Genomic DNA, 18,351 nt, shown 5'->3' with positions numbered 1-18,351 from the left:
TTATAAGTTCCTTAATCTAGCCAAAAGTCTTTTCTAAACTTAAGACCAAACTCGCTGCGGTCATTACTGCGCATAACGCCAACGAAGCCAGCTTGTTGTAAACGACCAACGTCATAGACTTCGTTGAATACGTTTTCCCCGTATAAAGTAACTTCTGTATCACCTTCGCTATTGGCATAAGAGATGTTAAACCCAAACAGCTCGCGAGACTCAATGAATTCATTTGGATTATTCACTGATTGACCTTGCATATCTGAACGGTAAGAGTAACTAGCGTTAACAGCTACTGTTGCACCTGAGTCAAGGTCCATAAAGTAGGAAGGCGCAACCATAACAGTCCAACGCGGAGTCAATGCAGGTGCGTTCCCCACTGTAATACCTTGAACACCATCATCAACGTGCGTGATTTCTGAGTCCAGATAACCCACTGAACTGCGAATACTGAAATCATCTGTTACAGCCACTGTTGTCTCTAGCTCAATACCTTGCGCACGTGATTCACCCGCATTTTCAATATATGTGTTGAACCCATTTGACGGATCGTTAAATGGCAATGCCAAGTCAGTGTAATCAGTGACAAATAGAGCAACCATCATAGACACACGATCATGCACCTGACCTTTAAAACCAACTTCGTAGTTAAGTGCCTTAGTCTCATCGAATGAAACAAATGCATCAGCCCCACCAAATGGACGCGGCGGGAAGCCACCACTTTGGTAACCTTTTTGAATTTGTGCGTATACGTTCATATCACGATTTAATTGATATGCCGCATTCACGTCCCATGTCACTTCATCAAATTCAGCTTCTGCATTTTTTGCGAAGTACGTAAAATCAGCTTTTGCCTCTTTAGAGTCCTCAGAATACCTCAAACCACCACCTAAGCTTAATCGCTCAGTAATATCAAAGCTTGCGTTAAAATAAGCGGCATAAGAATCTGTTTCTTGCTCAATACGGAAAGAACCCGGTGCTGACGGTGTATTGAACGGGCTATAAACATAAGGTGCCGATGCTGTGAAACCATCTTCATTGAAGTAGTACAAACCAGATACAAAGTCCCAAGAATCAAATGTACCATTTAACTGAAACTCAACTGAGAACTGATCGGCACCGCCTTCTTCAGGGAATTCAGATAAATGCAGTGGCGTACCATCATCATCAAGGCCACCCGTATAATCAGAGCTACGCTGACTGGTGATAAATTTAACCGCATATTCGTCATTAACTTGCCAATCAGCAATGACCGAAGCGCCCCAGCCTGAGTAATCTGTGCTTTCAATACCTTCTACCGTTGAACCTAAATCATCAGGGTTCTCAGGTAACATGCTTGCCTTTAACAAAGGAAAATCACCATTATTCGGGTCATTCGGATCAAGGCCACCAGTTACTTCAATAGTATAAGGTGATTGACCTGATTCATTCTCTACCGCGTCAAGGGCAACATTCAGACTAAAGTCACTGCTTGGCTGCCACTTCACAGCTAAACGGCCACTCATTTCTTGCTCTTCACCGATTTCTTTTTCAGGGTTTGCTAGATTAACAGCATGACCAACACCATCTCGCTCTTTGTAAGATGCATTAGCTGCAAAGCTCCACTCATCATTAAGCGTTTGGTTGGTATAAATATCACCACCAAGTCTGCCACGAGAGCCTACTTTTGACTCAACGCGCACAATGTCTTCACTACCCGGCTTTTTCGTAATGATATTAACCGCGCCACCCAGCGTATTGCGACCATACAAAGTACCTTGAGGTCCACGTAATACCTCAACACGTTCAATGTTCGGTAAAGATAAGTTCGATCCCATTTGACGACCTAAGTACACACCGTCAACATATACACCCACGCCTGGATCTGTCGTAATAACATGGTCTTGAAGACCTATTCCGCGGATAAATACGGATGCATGGGCTGCGTTACCCACACCGTAACGGGTAATATTCAGGTTAGGAACAAATTTACCAATATCATCTAGATTACTCATATTGCCTTTTTCAATAGCATCCGAGCCGATCGAGGTGATCGCTGTTGGTGTTTCAAACAGGCTTTCAGTACGTTTACGTGCTGTTACCTCTATTTTTTCAAAGGTCGTATTTTTAGCCTGAGTTTCTTCAGCTGCAAAGGAAGGTAAGCTCACTGCTGTTAAAATTGCAGCGCTTAGCGCAGATAGACCAACGCGTGGTAAAACTGTTGTCATAAAATCTCCAAAGGAATCGCCGTGTGTGTTCAGCCTGAGGGAGGCTGTTCGCTCATATCTGCGTAAAAAGCAGACATAAAAAAAGATGCGTAATACGCACCTCTTTCCTCTGGAAGGTCATTATACTCATTTAATGTATAAAACGAAATAAAAACTTCATAAATATATTAATATGCAAATTTATTACCATTTAAAAACCAGGTATTTACAAAGCAATAAAAAACTAACGAACTTATAGCAAGACTGAAAATAATAATTTGAAAATGCGCGACAAGACAGAATTAAACGGTAAGAAAAAGTAAATTTGAAGCGCTGGAAACAAAAAACCCGCAGCATAAGCTACGGGTTTATTATTTGGTGCGAATGGGGGGACTTGAACCCCCACGAGCATAGCTCACCACCCCCTCAAGATGGCGTGTCTACCAATTCCACCACATTCGCAAATCTTTTTAGTTTGGTACGTCCGAGTCTTCGTTAGAAGCTGGTACGTCGGTCGCTGCTGGGGCAGTAGTTGCCGCAGGAGCCTCAAGGTTTTCCCATTGGTCAGTTTGTTTAATTTGACCTGCTGTAAGATTACCCAGAGCAATACTTAACACGAAAAACACGGTTGCAAGTACTGTCGTTGTTTTTGTCATAAAGTTGCCTGCACCAGACGAACCAAAAACGGTTGCTGAAGCACCTGCTCCAAATGAAGAGCCCATGTCGGCACCTTTACCTTGTTGAATCAAAATCATTCCAACTAACGCTAAAGCAACGACTAAGTAGACAACCAAAAGAATTTCGTACATTTACTTATCCTTTTGCACTCTCACAGATACATGTAAATGAGTCAGGTTTAAGGCTCGCGCCTCCAATTAAACCACCATCAATATCTGTTTGTGCGAACAATAATTCACTATTACTTTCATTAACGCTACCACCATACAGTATCTGTAGCGTTTGTGAAACTTCAGCGTCATACTTTGACACTAAATCTCTTATAAACTTGTGTACCGCTTGAGCTTGCTCTGGGGTTGCTGTTTTACCAGTCCCGATAGCCCAAACAGGCTCGTATGCTATCACAGACTTAACCAGTGAAGCTATACCTAATTTGTCTATGACAGCAATTATTTGTGCTGCTACGACTTCTTCAGTCTGCCCTTGTTCTCTTTGGCTTTCTGTCTCACCAACGCATAATATTGGTGTTAATTCATTTGCCTGAGCTTGAGCAAACTTATTGGCTACATCTTCATTTGACTCACCAAAAATACTTCTTCTTTCAGAGTGACCAACTAGTGTGTACTTCGCACCTAGTGACTTAACCAAAGAAGCTTGAGCTTCACCAGTGTAAGCACCTTTATCATACTCTGAAACAGTCTGCACACCAGCGACCACGCCTGACGCGACCACATTACTTAATAGTGCAGTTGGTGGAATAACAACAATTTCAACATCTTGATTATTGACGTTTTGAACTGCGTTTGCAATTGACTGAACTAGTTCTACTGAACCATTCATTTTCCAATTGCCCGCCACTATAGGCTTTCTTTTCAACATTCGATACTCCGCGTCAGAAAGCGGGTGAGATACTAACGTTACTCACCCAAAGTTACAAGAAAAATTTTACTTTTTTGGTTTAATTGCTTACAGATTCAACAACTTCTGCAATTTGCTGAGAGAAATCCATCACTTGCTTCTCTTGCTCAGCCTCAACCATGACACGTACTACCGGCTCTGTACCTGACTTACGGAGTAGCACTCTTCCCTTACCATCAAGTTTAGCTTCTACATCTTTTACAGCAGCTTGTACTGCTTCATTACTAACAGGGTCTGTGCCCTTGGCATAACGTACATTGATCATATTCATTGGATACTTGGTAAAACCAGCGCCCAAATCTTTAAGTGTTTTATTTTGGGCAACCATAGCTGCCAGCACTTGCAAGCTAGAAATAATGCCATCACCGGTGGCTATCAAATCAAGATTTAATACATGACCAGAGCTTTCACCACCAATGTTCCAGCCTTCTTGAATAAGCAGCTCTAGCACATAGCGGTCACCAACTTTACTGCGTAAGAAAGGAATATCTTGCGCTTTAAGGGCATTTTCCAAGCCCATATTAGACATAACAGTCCCGACAACTCCACCTTTAAGCGTGTCGTTAAACTTGGCTTGTAGTGCTGCAATATACACAATATCGTCGCCGTCAAAAACACGCCCGTTATGATCAACCATCATCACGCGGTCACCATCACCGTCATACGCAATGCCCACATCAGCTTTGTGTTCCAGTACTTGGCGCTTAAGCGCATCTACGTGTGTTGCACCACACTGCGCATTAATATTTGTGCCGTCAGGTTCACATGCTGTCGCAATAACTTCTGCACCTAGTTCTTGCATGACCGAAGGCGCTATATGATACGTAGCACCATTGGCACAATCCAAAACTATTTTTAACCCCTCTAAAGAGTACTCTTTAGGGAATTGGCTCTTACAAAATTCAATGTATCTGCCACTTGCACTATCCAAGCGACGTGCCTTACCGAGTTGTTCAGAAGGTACACACGTCATCGGCTCATCAAGCATGGCTTCAATTTCAAGCTCTACAGCATCATCTAATTTTTTGCCATTACCGCCAAAAAATTTAATTCCATTATCGTGATAAGGGTTATGTGATGCGCTAATAACAATACCTGCCTCAGCTCTGAAAGTTTGCGTTAAATACGCAACAGCTGGTGTTGGCATCGGGCCAAGTAAAACCACATCAATACCAGCCGCAATTAATCCCGCTTCTAGAGAAGTTTCTAATAAATAGCCAGAAATTCTCGTATCTTTGCCGATGATTACTTTTTTCGTGCCCGACTTAGATAAAACTTTGCCCGCAGCCCAACCTAACTTTAAGGCAAACTCTGGTGTAATAGGAAACTCACCTACAAGTCCTCTCACGCCATCTGTGCCAAAATACTTTCTTGTTGTCATTTAATTACTCCATGCTTTGCTGCAGACCACACCTGCAGCACATCATTGGTTTCTTTTACATCGTGAACGCGAAGAATATGTGCGCCCTGCTGTGCACACAATAAAGCACCAGCTAAACTTGCCGGCAAGCGCTCACTTGTATCCCGATTTAATAAATTCCCGAACATTGATTTACGCGACAACCCCGCCAACACAGGCAAATTAAAATCTGCAAATTTATGAAACTTACCAAGTAACTCGAAGTTGTGTTGAAGCGATTTTCCAAAGCCAAAACCTGGGTCGAGTATTAATCTAGAACGATCGATCCCAGCCTCTACACAGGCATCAATACGCTTATGAAAAAAGTCTTTAATATCATTTATAAGATGCCCATATTTAGGTGCTTGCTGCATCGTTCTAGGCTGACCCTGCATATGCATCAGGCAAATGGGTGCATCTGGAAATTGCGAAGCGACAGATAAACACCCTTCTTCGCGTAAAGCGCGAACATCATTAATAATATCTGCACCAGCCAATAACGCTTGGCGCATCACTTCAGCTTTGCTGGTATCTATCGAAATAACACAATCTGACTGCGCTCTTATTCGTTCAATAACAGGAATAACGCGCTCAAGCTCCTCGTCTAACGTAACATCAGACGCGCCAGGTCTAGTGGACTCTCCACCAATATCAAGAATAGTTGCGCCCTCTTCGAGCAATGAAAGCGAATTTATGACAGCGCTATCATTTTTGTAGTTCTTGCCGCCATCAGAAAATGAATCTGGAGTTGTATTTACGATGCCCATTATATGCGGGCTAGAAAGGTCTAAAGTGCGACCTCGGGGTAATGAAAGTTGAAACATGTGTTACCTTCCTGCTAATTGTATCTAAGCATACTTTAACTGGCCCTTCCAGATTATTGATTAGATTCACTAAAAATAAAGTTAGCTAGAAATAAACAGGTGTAAAGTAAATAAAAGATACAAAAAGGCCCCGAGAAAGCTCGAGGCCTGAATTCCTACAGTGCTATTTTACCTTTGATTAAGGCTTATCATCAAGCTCTGTATTTGATTGAGATGGAATTTCTGCACTAGATTCTTCAACTTGAGTTGCTGAAGCACCACCATTCAAACCACTATCTTGGTCTGGCTTACGGTCATGTGCATCTCTTGGTGGACGTACCTCTTTACGCTCCATCAAGTCGTCAATTTGTCCTGCATCAATCGTTTCATACTTCATTAGCGCATCTTTCATTGCATGGAGTATGTCCATATTGTCTTTGAGGATTTGTTCCGCTCTATCATAGTTGTTGGTTACAAATTTCTTGATTTCAGCATCAATCAATTTTGCTGTCTCATCAGACACACCAGCCAATCTTGAGCTACCACCACCCATATACATTTCGCCTTGCTCTTCCATGTACATTTGTGGCCCTAGTACAGGGCTAAGACCCCACTGTGTTACCATCTTACGGGCAATATCAGTTGCACGTTCAATATCATTACTTGCGCCGGTCGTTACTTTATCATCACCATAGATAATGGCTTCAGCTATACGACCACCATACAAGCTAGATAACATCGACTCTAAGTGTTCTTTTGAATGACTAACGCGATCTTGCTCAGGCAAGTACATAGTCACCCCAAGTGCACGTCCGCGAGGGATTATAGATACTTTATAAACAGGATCATGCTCTGGAACTAAGCGTCCAACAATTGCGTGACCTGCTTCGTGGTATGCCGTCATTTCTTTTTCTTTCTCAGACATCACCATTGATTTGCGCTCTGCGCCCATCATAATTTTGTCTTTTGCAGCATCAAATTCAGCCATGCTCACTTTGCGTTTGTTTCCGCGCGCAGCGAACAATGCAGCTTCATTTACCAAGTTAGCAAGGTCTGCACCTGAAAAGCCTGGTGTTCCACGCGCTATCAAAGATGCCTCAACATTTGAGTCTAATGGCACTTTACGCATATGAACGTTAAGAATTTGCTCACGGCCTCTAACATCTGGCAAGCCTACAACAACTTGACGGTCAAAACGTCCAGGTCTCAATAGAGCTGGGTCTAAAACGTCAGGTCTGTTTGTCGCGGCAATCACGATAATACCTTCATTGCCTTCAAAACCATCCATCTCGACCAACATTTGGTTTAGTGTCTGCTCACGTTCATCGTGACCACCACCCATACCAGCTCCACGCTTGCGTCCAACGGCATCAATTTCATCGATAAAGATTATGCATGGCGCTGCCTTTTTAGCTTGCTCAAACATATCTCTAACACGCGATGCACCAACACCAACAAACATCTCTACAAAGTCTGAACCAGAAATTGTAAAGAAAGGCACTTTTGCTTCACCAGCAACTGCCTTCGCAAGTAGCGTTTTACCTGTACCAGGAGGACCTACCATTAATACCCCTTTAGGGATATTACCGCCAAGCTTCTGAAATTTTGACGGGTCACGTAGAAAATCAACAAGCTCTGTTACATCTTCTTTTGCTTCATCACAGCCAGCTACATCGGCAAACGTCGTTTTGACTTGGTCTTCACTCATCAAACGAGCTTTACTTTTACCAAACGACATTGCGCCTTTACCACCACCGCCTTGCATCTGACGCATGAAGAAAATCCATACACCGATTAACAGCAACATTGGGAACCATGAAATGAACACATTCGCCAAGAACGATTGCTCTTCTGGTGCAACGCCTTTCACGTTTACATCATTTTTTAGCAAATCATTAATTAGGTCTTCATCATATAATGGCATGATTGTTTGAAAACGTTCACCATTACTTTTTGTCCCTGAAATAGTACCAGCCGTACGATCAATATTTGCTTCTCTGATCGCCCCACTGCGTACTTCTTTTACAAACTGAGTGTAACTTGTTTGACGATCAATTTGCTCGCCACCATTGAAACTCTGAAACACAGTCATAAGCACTACTGCAATGACTAACCAGAGAATTAAGTTCTTCGCCATATCGCTCAAGGGGTTAACCTCTTGTATCCAATTTATTTAAAATCATCTTTAATGCACCTCAACTGTACTACAGTTTGTATCCTGTCGCCACTATATATACTTCACGTGATCTAGGTCGAGACGCTTTTGGTTTACGGATCTTTACAACTTTAAATGCATTACGTACTTCTTGTACAAATTGATCAAACCCTTCCCCTTGGAAAACTTTGACTGCAAAAGCACCATTAGATTTCAGCACTTGATGACACATATCTAAAGCTAGCTCAACCAAATACATACTACCAGCTTGGTCTATCACATTGTTTCCACTCATGTTTGGTGCCATATCTGAAAAAACTACATCAATATTTTTTCCACCAATACGATCTAACAATGCCTCAAGTACGCTCTCTTCACGGAAATCGCCTTGTAAAAATGCAACACCCGGCAACGAGTCCATTGGGAGAATATCACATGCGATAACCTCTCCTTTATCACCAACTTGCTCAGCCAAATACTGCGACCAACTTCCTGGTGCAGCTCCCAAATCCACAACATGCATACCTGGGCGGATTAATTTGTCTCGCTGTTGTATCTCTTCAAGCTTAAATACAGCCCGTGAGCGATAACCACGCTTTTGTGCTTCATGAACAAAAGGGTCATCTACATGCTCTTTTAACCAGCGTTTAGAACTCGCTGAATGTTTTTTATTTGCCATATTCACTGTAACTCATTAGTAATCTTCTTTAGATGGCGTTAGAATAACGAGAATTCAAGCCTTAATTTAGTAAATTGTACCAATATGACTTTATCAAATAAACAAAAGCAGCACCTGAAAGGGTTAGCTCACGCTCTTAAACCTGTCGTTTTACTCGGTGGTAACGGCTTAACAGAGGGCGTATTGTTAGAAATTGAACAATGTTTAGAAATCCATGAATTGATCAAAGTTAAAGTCCCTACTAATGACCGTGAAACCAAGCAACTGATTTTCGATGCCATTATCCGCGAAACTGGCGCGCATAAAGTTCAATCGATCGGTCATATTTTAGTACTTTATCGTCAGAGCGATGAGAAGAAAATTATTCTTCCTCGCAACTAATCATTATTTAATAGAGCCGCTAACGCGGCTCTGCTCCCCTAGCGACTGCAATTGCGTCACGAATAAAGTTTGTAGTTAGCTGATTAATAACACCACTCTCTGCGTTAAGCAGTAAGCTAAACCCAATTCCCAAATATGGGATCACAACGACGTCTGTTCTATAACCTTGTACCCAGCCACTATGGTAATATAACGTTTCGCCTTCAAAATCATATATCCGCCACCCCAACCCGTAGTGTGCATGATCAACATACTTGCGCCATACTCTGCGCTTGAGCTCACGTTTTGTTCGAGTGAATGGGCGAGATTGAATCGTTAAAGCATCTAGCGATAAAACACTCGGGTATGCGCCCAGTTGTGCCTTCAACCAAGTGACCATATCTTCGGCGCTTGCATTAACACCAGCCGCAGGCGCGACTTTGTAATAATGCTTTTTAAGTCTTGCAGTATGCCAGTTCTTTCTCCCTTTAACATGCGGCAATGCATAGTTATCATTGCTCGTCATGTGTTCAAACCCAAGGCCAGCATCTTTCATACCCAGTGGCTTAAACATAAATTCATTTAGCCAGGTTTCATAACTCAAACCAGTAGCTTGTTCAATGACATTACCGACTAAACTGAACATAACATTTTGATAGCCATAACAAATACCCGGCTTACAAAGGCTCTCAACTTTCAATAGCCTAGGGTAAATGTCCTGGTAGGACATTCGCGATTCAATAAGATTGTCATAGGCATTGGGTACTAAACCACTCGAATGGCTTAATAAGTGATAAACTCGCAATGTGGAGTATTGACTATCTAAGAAGATTGGCAGGTAGTCAGCAACATACTTATCCAAATCTACACGGTTTTCAGCTGCCAATTTAGCCGTCAGAGATCCTGCAAATGTTTTCGAAACCGATGCTAATCGAAAACGAGTTCTGCCATTAACTTTCTTCCCGTTTTTGACTTTAGTGCGCCCGTAACCTTTGGCTAAGTCGCCAAACTCCATATGGGTGATACTCAAAGCTGCACCCGGTACCGATTTTTCTTTTAGTTTTCGCTGTACTTGCTTAGAATAGTCGTTTACAAAATGCTCCCACGCTTTGGCTCTGTCTATCTCATTACTTTTTACAGGCTGAGATAAAACCATCAACATTAAGCATTTTGAAAATATAAATAGTGACTTCATAATGACTCAGTTCATTAACACGCGATGTTATGGTATCACGTAAGTCGCTGTCTCACGACACAGATTGATTTAAACCGCTAATCTTTTTGTAGAATAAAAGTTACATAATATAACTAGTTACAATCTTGAACATTTTTAGACTATATGTGACTCATGATTACAAGGTAGAATTTAGCACGGTGACTTTACATGATAATAAAGAAAAGTAATTTGAGGTATTTAATAATGCGAGTAATCATAGGCGCTATTGCTTTAACAGGGCTTACAGGTTGTATGCTTTCACAACCACTTGCACCTAAGCTGCGTATGCCTCCAAAACCACTATTACAAAAGTCTATATTCCAAATAAGCTACAGCAGTGAATTAGAATCTGCCCGTATAAAATCGGTTCAATTGCCTGCACATCCCGTCAAAAAATTAGATTCCGTATACATAGATACAAATAAAGTCACAATCACGGATGAGCTCCACGATGCGCTAGTTAATATTTTAAGCGATAAGGGGCTAATTGTTGACAATCACGAAAACACAGATTATCGCCTGATCATTCAGCAAGTCGATCTTACCTTTGGTAAAGATAAAATTTATGTTTTTAACAAACCAACCAGCGACCATCCATACATTACGAAAATATCTCAGACCATGCCGACAAAACAATGTAGCAATATAGTTGTTTCTTTGAGCATGCGATTGACGCACAACCAATCATCGGATGTTGTTTGGTTTGCTAAATCCTCTGTGGATAGCGCTGGATTTCAAGGCATACCCATGCAGTATACATTCACTGAAACACAACGTATCACTAACGAAAAAGATATTATTGAATTTATTGCAGAACAAAATACTGATAAAGCTAGGCAACAAAGGTATCAGACAGCAATTAATATCCCAAAGTACATCGTGAAACCGACGCAAACACCACTTATCAAGGTCGCTGGAGCATGTGAGAAAGACGAAGTCAGCGCACTCACTACTAAAATGCAACTGAAACTAACGAAGGGCCTTATTGATAAGTTAAACGTGCAATAATCAACAAACTCATACACTTCATTACATTTTTCGCGCCGACAATAATTATAATTGGCGCTGTTGAAATATAAAGTTAGTATGATTGTATCAAAAGTAAGCGCTACATTTGGGTCTGCGCTTATGCGATTTAAAGGAGCTTGTTTATGGAGCAATACGGAACTATTTTACTGGTAGAGGATGATGAGTCTCTCGCACAATGGGTTGCCGATTATTTAAATAATCAAGGTTATAAGACACAATGCTGTCATCGAGGCGATGAAGTTGTGGCGATGGTTAAGCAATTCAACCCAGACTTGGTTTTACTTGATATCATGCTGCCGGGACAAGATGGTATAAGCGTATGCAGGGAATTAAGGCAGTTTTACAACAAGCCTATTATCATGCTTACAGCAAAAGATGAAGAAATGGATGAAGTCATTGGCCTTGAAGTAGGTGCAAGTGACTATGTAATAAAACCAGTGAGGCCAAGGGCACTCTTAGCAAGAATAAAAGCTAATGCTCGCGCAGCGCAAGATTCAAGCAATGTAGAGCAAAAAAATAGTGCGCTGTTGTCTGTCGGCAACCTTAAAATTGACACACAATCACGAAAGGTGATGGTATCTGATAAGGAAGTGGTTATCTCAAGTGCTGAATACTTACTGCTTCATTTCTTAGCCTCTAATGCCGGCGAAGTCGTCTCAAGAGATGCTGTATTTAAAGCAACTAAAGGTCGCGAATATGACGGCCTTGACCGGAGTGTAGACGTCCTAATTTCAGCTTTGCGTAAGAAATTTGATGACGACCCACAGAACCCTGAAAAAATTAAAACAATTTGGGGCAAAGGATATTTATTGGTGCCATCTGCTTGGTAGTATTGAGTAGCTTAGTATCATAGCTAGGCTACAACGATCCCAGATACTTGATATCTCTGTTTAATGCAGCTCTACGTTACTCTCATTGGAGCTAAATAATGAGAAAGCTATACCTTTCATTACTAACCGGTGTGATCATCTCTATTATTCTTTTAGGATGGCTCATCGATACGTTCAGTGAGCAAACCACACCTGACGAAGACAATTTTTTTTGGCAAGCTAAGTTACTTGTTGGTATTGCGAACCAAGCTGGAAATACTCCCACTTCAGAGCGTACGAACTTTATTAAGCAAGCGGGTGAAGACTTTGATCTTAAAATCGAATATCACTCAGGAACCTCTTTGGCACTGCCTTCTGAACTCACAGAGCAAATGCATCGACCTCAGGGCCTACTGATAGATTCTGACGAAGGGTACTTTTACTTACTAAAATCTACACCCGCGATCAAACCCGATTACATAGAATTACAATTAGAAAAACCACCAGAAAGCAATAGTTATGATGTACTACTTACCTTAGCTTTTTATTCCGGTGTTTGTGCATTTATGTGGTTTGTACTGGCACCACTCGCAAAAAGACTATCAGTACTTACTCACGCAGCAAAACAGTTTGCAAGTGGAAATTTAGACACAAGAATCGAAGTCAATCACTTTACTTACATTAAAGATGTTGAACTCACGTTTAACCGAATGGCTAATCAAATTGAAAAGCTGCTTGCCGAAAACAAGCTAATGGCCTCTAGCCTGTCACATGATATAAGGACCCCAGTTGCCTGTTTAAGATTTGGATTCGATGCTGCACTAGAAGAAGATGATATTGATGAGATACACCATTTGCTTGAGCGCATGGAAAAAGATTTAGATCAAATGGAAGATATGCTTTCCAGCTATCTATCGTTCGCTACCTTGGAACAAAAATCTCACCTATTGAAGTTTGAGCCCATTACGTTAAAAGGTTACATCTCGGACATTGTCGCCCAAATGCATCCTAAAATGTCAAAAAACGGACTTACAGCAAATACCTCAGTGCAGCCTGACCTCATAATGGAAGCGGATCTACATTGGCTAGCTCGTGCTGTTTCCAACCTCCTCAGTAATGCCTGTGATTTTGCTCACATGCAATTATTTATCAGCGCAAAATTACACGACCATGAAATAGAAATTACCGTAGAAGACGATGGGCCGGGTATAGAGCCTGAAAACTGGAGTAAAGTTTTTAATCCATTTTTTCAAGAACAAGGTCACCGTAACAGAGCCGGAAAAAGTTATGGCTTGGGTCTTGCAATTGTTTTGAAAGTTGTCGACTGGCATCATGGTAAAGCTTCTGTAAGCCGCTCTGAGCTACTCGGAGGCGCAAAATTTACATTAATTCTCCCCTGTAAAGCAGTCTCTCAAACTGTACAGAGTGACTGACAATAACCATTAGACAATCGAAAATAGTGCAAATAAAACAGACAGTTGAGAAGGCTTTTAATAAGAAATAATGGATACTGAACTCTACGCTACTTTTTCCACCAAAAACTTGTGCCAGATCAGTGCAGATAAACCTTTTTATTTCGCCTCAATTACAGTAGATTGTTGCGGCCGTCTTCAAAAAAAGAGAAAGATAAAAACATGAGCAGTATTCGAGGAGAGTTTAGTTCTCGGTTTGGATTTATAATGGCTGCTGCAGGATCTGCAGTAGGTCTAGGCAATATTTGGGGGTTTCCCACACAAACGGCAAGTAATGGTGGAGCTGCGTTTGTACTAGCCTATTTAGTGCTAGCTTTTTGCCTTGCATATCCGGCTTTGATGGCTGAACTAGTGATTGGCCGTCATGGTCAAGCAAATGCAGTAGCCTCTTTACAAAAACTGGCAAATAACTCGGCACAAAAACGCTTTGCGTTTATCGTTGGTTTCGGTGGTATTATTTGTTCAGGCTTAATTCTAAGCTTTTACGCAATCGTAGCAGGTTGGATGTTCAGTGCAACTCTGGAGCCTATCGCAGTAATTAGCGGTAGTGAATCGGCCACCTCATGGCTTAGTGAGCAGTCATTATCAAGGAACCTGATTTTTACAGCCGTATTTATTCTTCTCACTGTCGCCATTATTAGTAAAGGTGTTGAAAACGGTATAGAAAAATGGTCAAAACGCCTTATGCCTGCGCTATTATTCATCCTGTTTGCATTAATTGGGTATGTATTAACTCAAGACGGTGCAATGGAAGGAATGAAGGCGTATTTAGTACCAGATTTCAGTTCAATCTTAGATCCAAACTTATTAGTTAGTGCGCTTGGACAAGCATTTTTCTCATTATCACTAGGTACCAGCGTGATGATCATTTACGGTTCTTACATCAGTAAACAAGAAAATTTAGTTTCTCTTGGCGCTTATGTTACGCTTATTGATGTATTCATTGCATTTGTTGCAGGCATGCTGATCATACCAGCCATGTACGTTGCACAGGCGCAAGGTGTCGAAATATTCTCACAAACAGGTGAGCTACTTTCTGAAGATACGCTTGTTTTCCAAGTGCTTCCTGCTTTGTTTGACAGTATGGGCGGCATCGGTATTTTTATTGGCTTTGCTTTCTTCGCACTGATGAGCATCGCTGCACTCACCAGCTCTATTTCAATGTTAGAAGCACCGGTTTCCTATGTAGTTGAGAAATTCGCTCTTGCACGAGTTCATGCGACAAGGCTAATAGGTGTGATTGTCAGTGTAGTAAGCGTCACTATCATATTAAACTTCAACAGCTTGTTTGGCTTTGTAGTGCAAGTAACAACACAATTTTCTCAACCGTTAATCGGCATGCTGTGCTGTATCTTCGCAGGTTGGATCTGGCACAGAGGAAAACTGCTCAATGCCATAAAAGAAGGTAATGAGTCTGTAGAAAGCAGCTTCTTTTGGAAGATTTGGCCTTGGTATATTAAGTTTGTCTGTCCGCTGGCAATCGCCATAGTCTTTATTAATTCACTATAAGAAAGGCGCATATGCGCCTTTCTTAATTATCTTATTAAGCTAAATATTACTGAGTGTATTGCATATCAATGTGCTCAATACCATCTTCTAGATAAGCTGCACCTACACTCTTAAATCCAAGTTTTTGGTAGAAAGCTTGCAGGTAAGTCTGGGCAGATATTTCTATCTTTTTATCTGGGTAGTGAGACTGGCAAGTCTCGATAGACTTTTGCATCAAGGCATATGCGATACCATCGCCTCTTGATGCTGGTGAGATTAAAACGCGTCCGATTGCAGCTGCACCATTACATTTCAAATAACACCGAGCGTAAGCTTTAACTTCTGCATCATCACACAACAAAATATGCTGTGTAGATGACACTCGATCTATTTCATCAATTTCTGGGTAAGGGCATTGCTGCTCAACAACAAAAATATCAACGCGTAGCTTAAAGACAAGAAAGAGCTCATCATGACTGAGCTCATAGAATGATTTGGTTTTAAACTCTGTCATTGGCGACATTGTGCTTTAAATTAAGCAAATAATCGTTCTAACTGGTCACAAATACGCGACAAGTTGACTTGATCATGTTCAATCGTTAAATCTACATAACCATCACTTCGAAAAGCACGGTCCAGCTCAATTAGTACATGAGTTTTATGAGCTTCAGGTACAAAGGATAATTCAACTTCTTGTAATCCAAATACCGAACGACTGCTTGGACGGTATTCAATTTCTTGGTAGCAACCCGAAATTGACTGGAAGCTTGAAGCACGCAAATACCCTTTTTCAACATCTGCTTTAACCAATTGAAAACCAAGTTTATCCATTGCACTCAACACTGCTTTCACCGCTTCATTAGGATAGACATGCAGTGCATCTTTATCTGATGGGTCAAGCGCTAGATCTATATCTAAGCCAGTTTCAAGCCAAACATGACAATGATTGTATGGCGCATTAATTTGCGTTATTGGTGTTTCAGAGTGCAGGCGCGCTTCAAAAGGAATTACTTTTTGCTCACCAGGAGAGATTGTGAACTCTTCTGGAAGACGCCACTTTTCAATAACATGGTTTGTGAAATACTCGCCATCATCATTCTCAACCTTTACCTTGGTCATTAAGGCGAGCTCTAAACCTGAAATTTCTTGTTCTACATCACCGCCCATCACGATAATTTGTGCTTGAAACTTTTGACCAGGGTGTAAATGTTCCGTTTCTAATACAGTATCTACTTTTGCTGCACCTACTCCGACAGATGCTAAGAGTTTTTTAAACATCATTACTCCTCTCGAGGATGTTCCGTTAAGGCATCTTAAACACATTTATTACAGCTTGTCAGTGAAAATCTGTCTATTTTTGATAAATATAGCCTTGTTGAATACATCAAGTACATCATGCTGCACACTTTTGTCCAATATAGATTCATAAACTAGCTCGATTTGATAGAATCGATTCACCAAACACTACCAGCGTAACTTATGGAACTACTTTATTTTGCAATTGCTTTCGCGTGTGGTTTTTCAATTTATCAATTAAAGCTACCACCTCTGATAGGATTCTTGATGGCTGGGTTTATTCTCAACCTGATGGGCCAACAAACAACACCTCTGCTCTCTCAATTGGCTGACCTAGGTGTCACAATACTGTTATTCAGTATCGGGTTAAAATTGCGAGTGAAAAACTTGGTAAAGCCGCAAGTATGGGCCCCTGCAACTTTGCATATTGTTTTAAGTAGTGCCTTTTTTGCCTCTCTATTACTGCTTTTATGTGTCTTCAATTTACCTCTATTCAACGAACTTGACTGGCAAAGTGCTTTACTGGTTGGCTTTGCTTTTAGTTTCTCCAGTACTGTTTTTGCTGTAAAAGTGCTTGAAGAGCGTGGTGAAATGGCAAGCTTACACGGTAAGATAGCCATTGGTATCTTGGTTATGCAAGACATATTTGCAGTCGTCTTTTTGGCGATCAGTACCGGAAAAATGCCAAATATTTGGGCACTTGGGTTAATCGCTGGTTTATTTGTGTTTAGAAAAGTAATGTTTTGGGTGCTTAGTCGTTCCAAACACGGGGAGCTCTTGCCTCTATTTGGCTTTTTCTTTGCATTGGTCGTCGGCTATCATGCCTTTGAATTTGCAGGCCTAAAAGGCGATCTAGGCGCATTGATCATCGGTATGATATTCGCACCACATAAAAAAGCCAGTGAGCTTGCAAAATCCCTACTGAACCTTAAAAACGTGTTGCTTGTCGGGTTTTTCTTAAATATCGGTTTAAATGCCAGTATTTCGTTAAACGCCTTCCTCATTGGCTTGCTGCTCGTATTGGTATTGCCTGTAAAAGTCATGCTCTACTACGTATTGACGAATATGTTCAGACTGCGCGCACGTACTTCACTACTCAGCGCCTTTACACTCTCAAATTACAGTGAATTTGGCCTTATCGTCTGTGCTGTGGCTGCAAGCTCTGGCTTGATTGCACCTGATTGGCTTGCTGTTGTCGCCATCGCAGTGTCAATTACGTTTATTCTGGCCTCACCATTGAATAAACGCGCCAATGAAATATACGTCAAATTTGAGCATATATTGCAAAAATTTGAGAGCCCGAAGCGCCTTGAAGAAGAGCTACCCGTTAATTTGACCGACACACGGATCGTCATTTTTGGTATGGGCAGAATTGGTACGGGTGCTTATGAAACGATCCACTGCTCTCATCCTAATTCGGTTGCAGGGATAGACATCAAACCCGAAGTGGTCAACAAACATATCAAGCGAGGCCGTAGAGTGTTACTCGCTGACGCAACAGATCCAGACTTTTGGCAACGTGTAAATCACTCTAGTGTCGAAATGGTTATGCTGGCCATGCCAAAGCATATGCAAAACATTTACGCATTAGAGCAGCTTCAAGCGTCTGGATATACGGGACAAGTAACTGCCATTGCCAACTATCCGGACCAACAAAAGGAACTGGAAGACATGGGTGTGCATTCAACTTATAACTTCTATCTTGAAGCTGGTAGTGGTTTTGCAGAGCACGTAAAAGAAAAATTATTCTAAATCCCCTAAATAGTTCTTAGAACCCTTAAAAGGTACTAAGAACTATTTTTATTTCCCTGTCATATAGTTACATCTAGACGTCCAAAATCTTCCTCGTTTTTTAGCGCTTTTTGTAATAGT

Annotated in this window: 16 protein-coding genes and 1 tRNA gene; 6 read left to right on the top strand and 11 right to left on the bottom strand. The window is 41.3% G+C overall.

Annotated elements, in window-relative coordinates:
• Positions 1–11: 11 nt before the first annotated feature.
• The 8 genes from QNM16_RS19140 to rlmE form a co-directional block, all read right to left on the bottom strand.
• Positions 12–2,198: a TonB-dependent receptor gene (locus QNM16_RS19140; protein ID WP_284021941.1), complete on the bottom strand. Its 2,187-nt coding sequence runs from the start codon at positions 2,196–2,198 to the stop codon at positions 12–14.
• 355 nt (positions 2,199–2,553) lie between these two features.
• A tRNA-Leu gene (locus tag QNM16_RS19135) sits at positions 2,554–2,639 on the bottom strand.
• Between the two features lie 8 nt (positions 2,640–2,647).
• Positions 2,648–2,986 carry a preprotein translocase subunit SecG gene (gene secG / locus QNM16_RS19130; protein ID WP_284021940.1) on the bottom strand — a complete coding sequence of 113 codons (339 nt, stop codon included), beginning with the start codon at positions 2,984–2,986 and terminating at the stop codon, positions 2,648–2,650.
• A gap of 4 nt (positions 2,987–2,990) precedes the next feature.
• Positions 2,991–3,734 (bottom strand): triose-phosphate isomerase, encoded by a 744-nt coding sequence (tpiA, locus tag QNM16_RS19125; protein WP_284021939.1) that lies wholly within the window; start codon positions 3,732–3,734, stop codon positions 2,991–2,993.
• A gap of 79 nt (positions 3,735–3,813) precedes the next feature.
• Positions 3,814–5,154 (bottom strand): phosphoglucosamine mutase, encoded by a 1,341-nt coding sequence (glmM, locus tag QNM16_RS19120; RefSeq protein WP_284021938.1) that lies wholly within the window; start codon positions 5,152–5,154, stop codon positions 3,814–3,816.
• A complete protein-coding gene (folP, locus tag QNM16_RS19115; protein WP_284021937.1) occupies positions 5,151–5,996 on the bottom strand; it encodes a dihydropteroate synthase in 846 nt (281 codons plus the stop codon). The genes glmM and folP overlap by 4 nt, the downstream gene beginning before the upstream one ends.
• 178 nt (positions 5,997–6,174) lie before the next feature.
• Complete coding sequence (gene ftsH / locus QNM16_RS19110) at positions 6,175–8,112, bottom strand: ATP-dependent zinc metalloprotease FtsH (protein WP_284021936.1); 1,938 nt, start codon at positions 8,110–8,112, stop codon at positions 6,175–6,177.
• A 67-nt stretch (positions 8,113–8,179) separates the two neighbouring features.
• A complete protein-coding gene (gene rlmE, locus QNM16_RS19105) occupies positions 8,180–8,809 on the bottom strand; it encodes a 23S rRNA (uridine(2552)-2'-O)-methyltransferase RlmE (protein WP_063360652.1) in 630 nt (209 codons plus the stop codon).
• Between the two features lie 84 nt (positions 8,810–8,893).
• On the opposite strand from rlmE, the gene yhbY reads away from it, so the two are divergent.
• Positions 8,894–9,190, top strand: coding sequence for a ribosome assembly RNA-binding protein YhbY (gene yhbY, locus QNM16_RS19100; protein WP_284021935.1), 297 nt, complete (start codon positions 8,894–8,896; stop codon positions 9,188–9,190).
• 19 nt (positions 9,191–9,209) lie between these two features.
• Here yhbY and QNM16_RS19095 read toward each other — a convergent pair whose 3' ends face one another.
• Positions 9,210–10,364, bottom strand: a complete 1,155-nt coding sequence (locus QNM16_RS19095) for a serine hydrolase domain-containing protein (protein WP_417710265.1) — start codon at positions 10,362–10,364, stop codon at positions 9,210–9,212.
• A 225-nt stretch (positions 10,365–10,589) separates the two neighbouring features.
• Between QNM16_RS19095 and QNM16_RS19090 the strand changes: the two genes are divergently transcribed.
• The 4 genes from QNM16_RS19090 to QNM16_RS19075 all read left to right on the top strand — a co-directional run bounded on the left by QNM16_RS19090 (position 10,590) and on the right by QNM16_RS19075 (position 15,204).
• Positions 10,590–11,393, top strand: a complete 804-nt coding sequence (locus QNM16_RS19090) for a hypothetical protein (RefSeq protein WP_284021934.1) — start codon at positions 10,590–10,592, stop codon at positions 11,391–11,393.
• Positions 11,394–11,536: 143 nt separating this feature from the next.
• Entirely contained in the window at positions 11,537–12,244 is a 708-nt protein-coding gene (locus QNM16_RS19085) for a response regulator transcription factor (RefSeq protein WP_284021933.1), read from the top strand.
• Positions 12,245–12,342: 98 nt separating this feature from the next.
• Positions 12,343–13,656 carry a sensor histidine kinase gene (locus QNM16_RS19080; protein ID WP_284021932.1) on the top strand — a complete coding sequence of 438 codons (1,314 nt, stop codon included), beginning with the start codon at positions 12,343–12,345 and terminating at the stop codon, positions 13,654–13,656.
• Positions 13,657–13,857: 201 nt separating this feature from the next.
• Positions 13,858–15,204 (top strand): sodium-dependent transporter, encoded by a 1,347-nt coding sequence (locus tag QNM16_RS19075; protein WP_284021931.1) that lies wholly within the window; start codon positions 13,858–13,860, stop codon positions 15,202–15,204.
• A gap of 46 nt (positions 15,205–15,250) precedes the next feature.
• Here QNM16_RS19075 and QNM16_RS19070 read toward each other — a convergent pair whose 3' ends face one another.
• Both QNM16_RS19070 and QNM16_RS19065 read right to left on the bottom strand, forming a co-directional pair.
• Complete coding sequence (locus QNM16_RS19070) at positions 15,251–15,697, bottom strand: GNAT family N-acetyltransferase (RefSeq protein WP_284021930.1); 447 nt, start codon at positions 15,695–15,697, stop codon at positions 15,251–15,253.
• 20 nt (positions 15,698–15,717) lie between these two features.
• Entirely contained in the window at positions 15,718–16,461 is a 744-nt protein-coding gene (locus QNM16_RS19065; protein WP_284021999.1) for a sporulation protein, read from the bottom strand.
• Positions 16,462–16,662: 201 nt separating this feature from the next.
• Here QNM16_RS19065 and QNM16_RS19060 point away from each other — a divergent pair, with 201 nt between their 5' ends.
• Positions 16,663–18,231 carry a cation:proton antiporter domain-containing protein gene (locus QNM16_RS19060; RefSeq protein WP_284021929.1) on the top strand — a complete coding sequence of 523 codons (1,569 nt, stop codon included), beginning with the start codon at positions 16,663–16,665 and terminating at the stop codon, positions 18,229–18,231.
• Positions 18,232–18,351: the final 120 nt, after the last annotated feature.

It is taken from the genome of Pseudoalteromonas umbrosa, assembly GCF_030125375.1.
Classification (GTDB): Bacteria; Pseudomonadota; Gammaproteobacteria; order Enterobacterales; family Alteromonadaceae; genus Pseudoalteromonas; species Pseudoalteromonas umbrosa.
Note: the sequence above shows the minus strand (reverse complement) of the source record. Positions and strands in the feature narration are given on the sequence as shown.

What these genes read in the sequence shown, in the direction of transcription:
- QNM16_RS19065 (WP_284021999.1), bottom strand. Translation starts at nt 16,461, where the DNA reads ATGTTTAAAAAACTCTTAGCATCTGTCGGAGTAGGTGCAGCAAAAGTA.
- tpiA (WP_284021939.1), bottom strand. Translation starts at nt 3,734, where the DNA reads ATGTTGAAAAGAAAGCCTATAGTGGCGGGCAATTGGAAAATGAATGGT.
- secG (WP_284021940.1), bottom strand. Translation starts at nt 2,986, where the DNA reads ATGTACGAAATTCTTTTGGTTGTCTACTTAGTCGTTGCTTTAGCGTTA.
- QNM16_RS19090 (WP_284021934.1), top strand. Translation starts at nt 10,590, where the DNA reads ATGCGAGTAATCATAGGCGCTATTGCTTTAACAGGGCTTACAGGTTGT.
- glmM (WP_284021938.1), bottom strand. Translation starts at nt 5,154, where the DNA reads ATGACAACAAGAAAGTATTTTGGCACAGATGGCGTGAGAGGACTTGTA.
- QNM16_RS19140 (WP_284021941.1), bottom strand. Translation starts at nt 2,198, where the DNA reads ATGACAACAGTTTTACCACGCGTTGGTCTATCTGCGCTAAGCGCTGCA.
- yhbY (WP_284021935.1), top strand. Translation starts at nt 8,894, where the DNA reads ATGACTTTATCAAATAAACAAAAGCAGCACCTGAAAGGGTTAGCTCAC.
- folP (WP_284021937.1), bottom strand. Translation starts at nt 5,996, where the DNA reads ATGTTTCAACTTTCATTACCCCGAGGTCGCACTTTAGACCTTTCTAGC.
- QNM16_RS19060 (WP_284021929.1), top strand. Translation starts at nt 16,663, where the DNA reads ATGGAACTACTTTATTTTGCAATTGCTTTCGCGTGTGGTTTTTCAATT.
- QNM16_RS19075 (WP_284021931.1), top strand. Translation starts at nt 13,858, where the DNA reads ATGAGCAGTATTCGAGGAGAGTTTAGTTCTCGGTTTGGATTTATAATG.
- QNM16_RS19095 (WP_417710265.1), bottom strand. Translation starts at nt 10,364, where the DNA reads ATGAAGTCACTATTTATATTTTCAAAATGCTTAATGTTGATGGTTTTA.
- QNM16_RS19085 (WP_284021933.1), top strand. Translation starts at nt 11,537, where the DNA reads ATGGAGCAATACGGAACTATTTTACTGGTAGAGGATGATGAGTCTCTC.
- QNM16_RS19070 (WP_284021930.1), bottom strand. Translation starts at nt 15,697, where the DNA reads ATGACAGAGTTTAAAACCAAATCATTCTATGAGCTCAGTCATGATGAG.
- QNM16_RS19080 (WP_284021932.1), top strand. Translation starts at nt 12,343, where the DNA reads ATGAGAAAGCTATACCTTTCATTACTAACCGGTGTGATCATCTCTATT.
- rlmE (WP_063360652.1), bottom strand. Translation starts at nt 8,809, where the DNA reads ATGGCAAATAAAAAACATTCAGCGAGTTCTAAACGCTGGTTAAAAGAG.
- ftsH (WP_284021936.1), bottom strand. Translation starts at nt 8,112, where the DNA reads ATGGCGAAGAACTTAATTCTCTGGTTAGTCATTGCAGTAGTGCTTATG.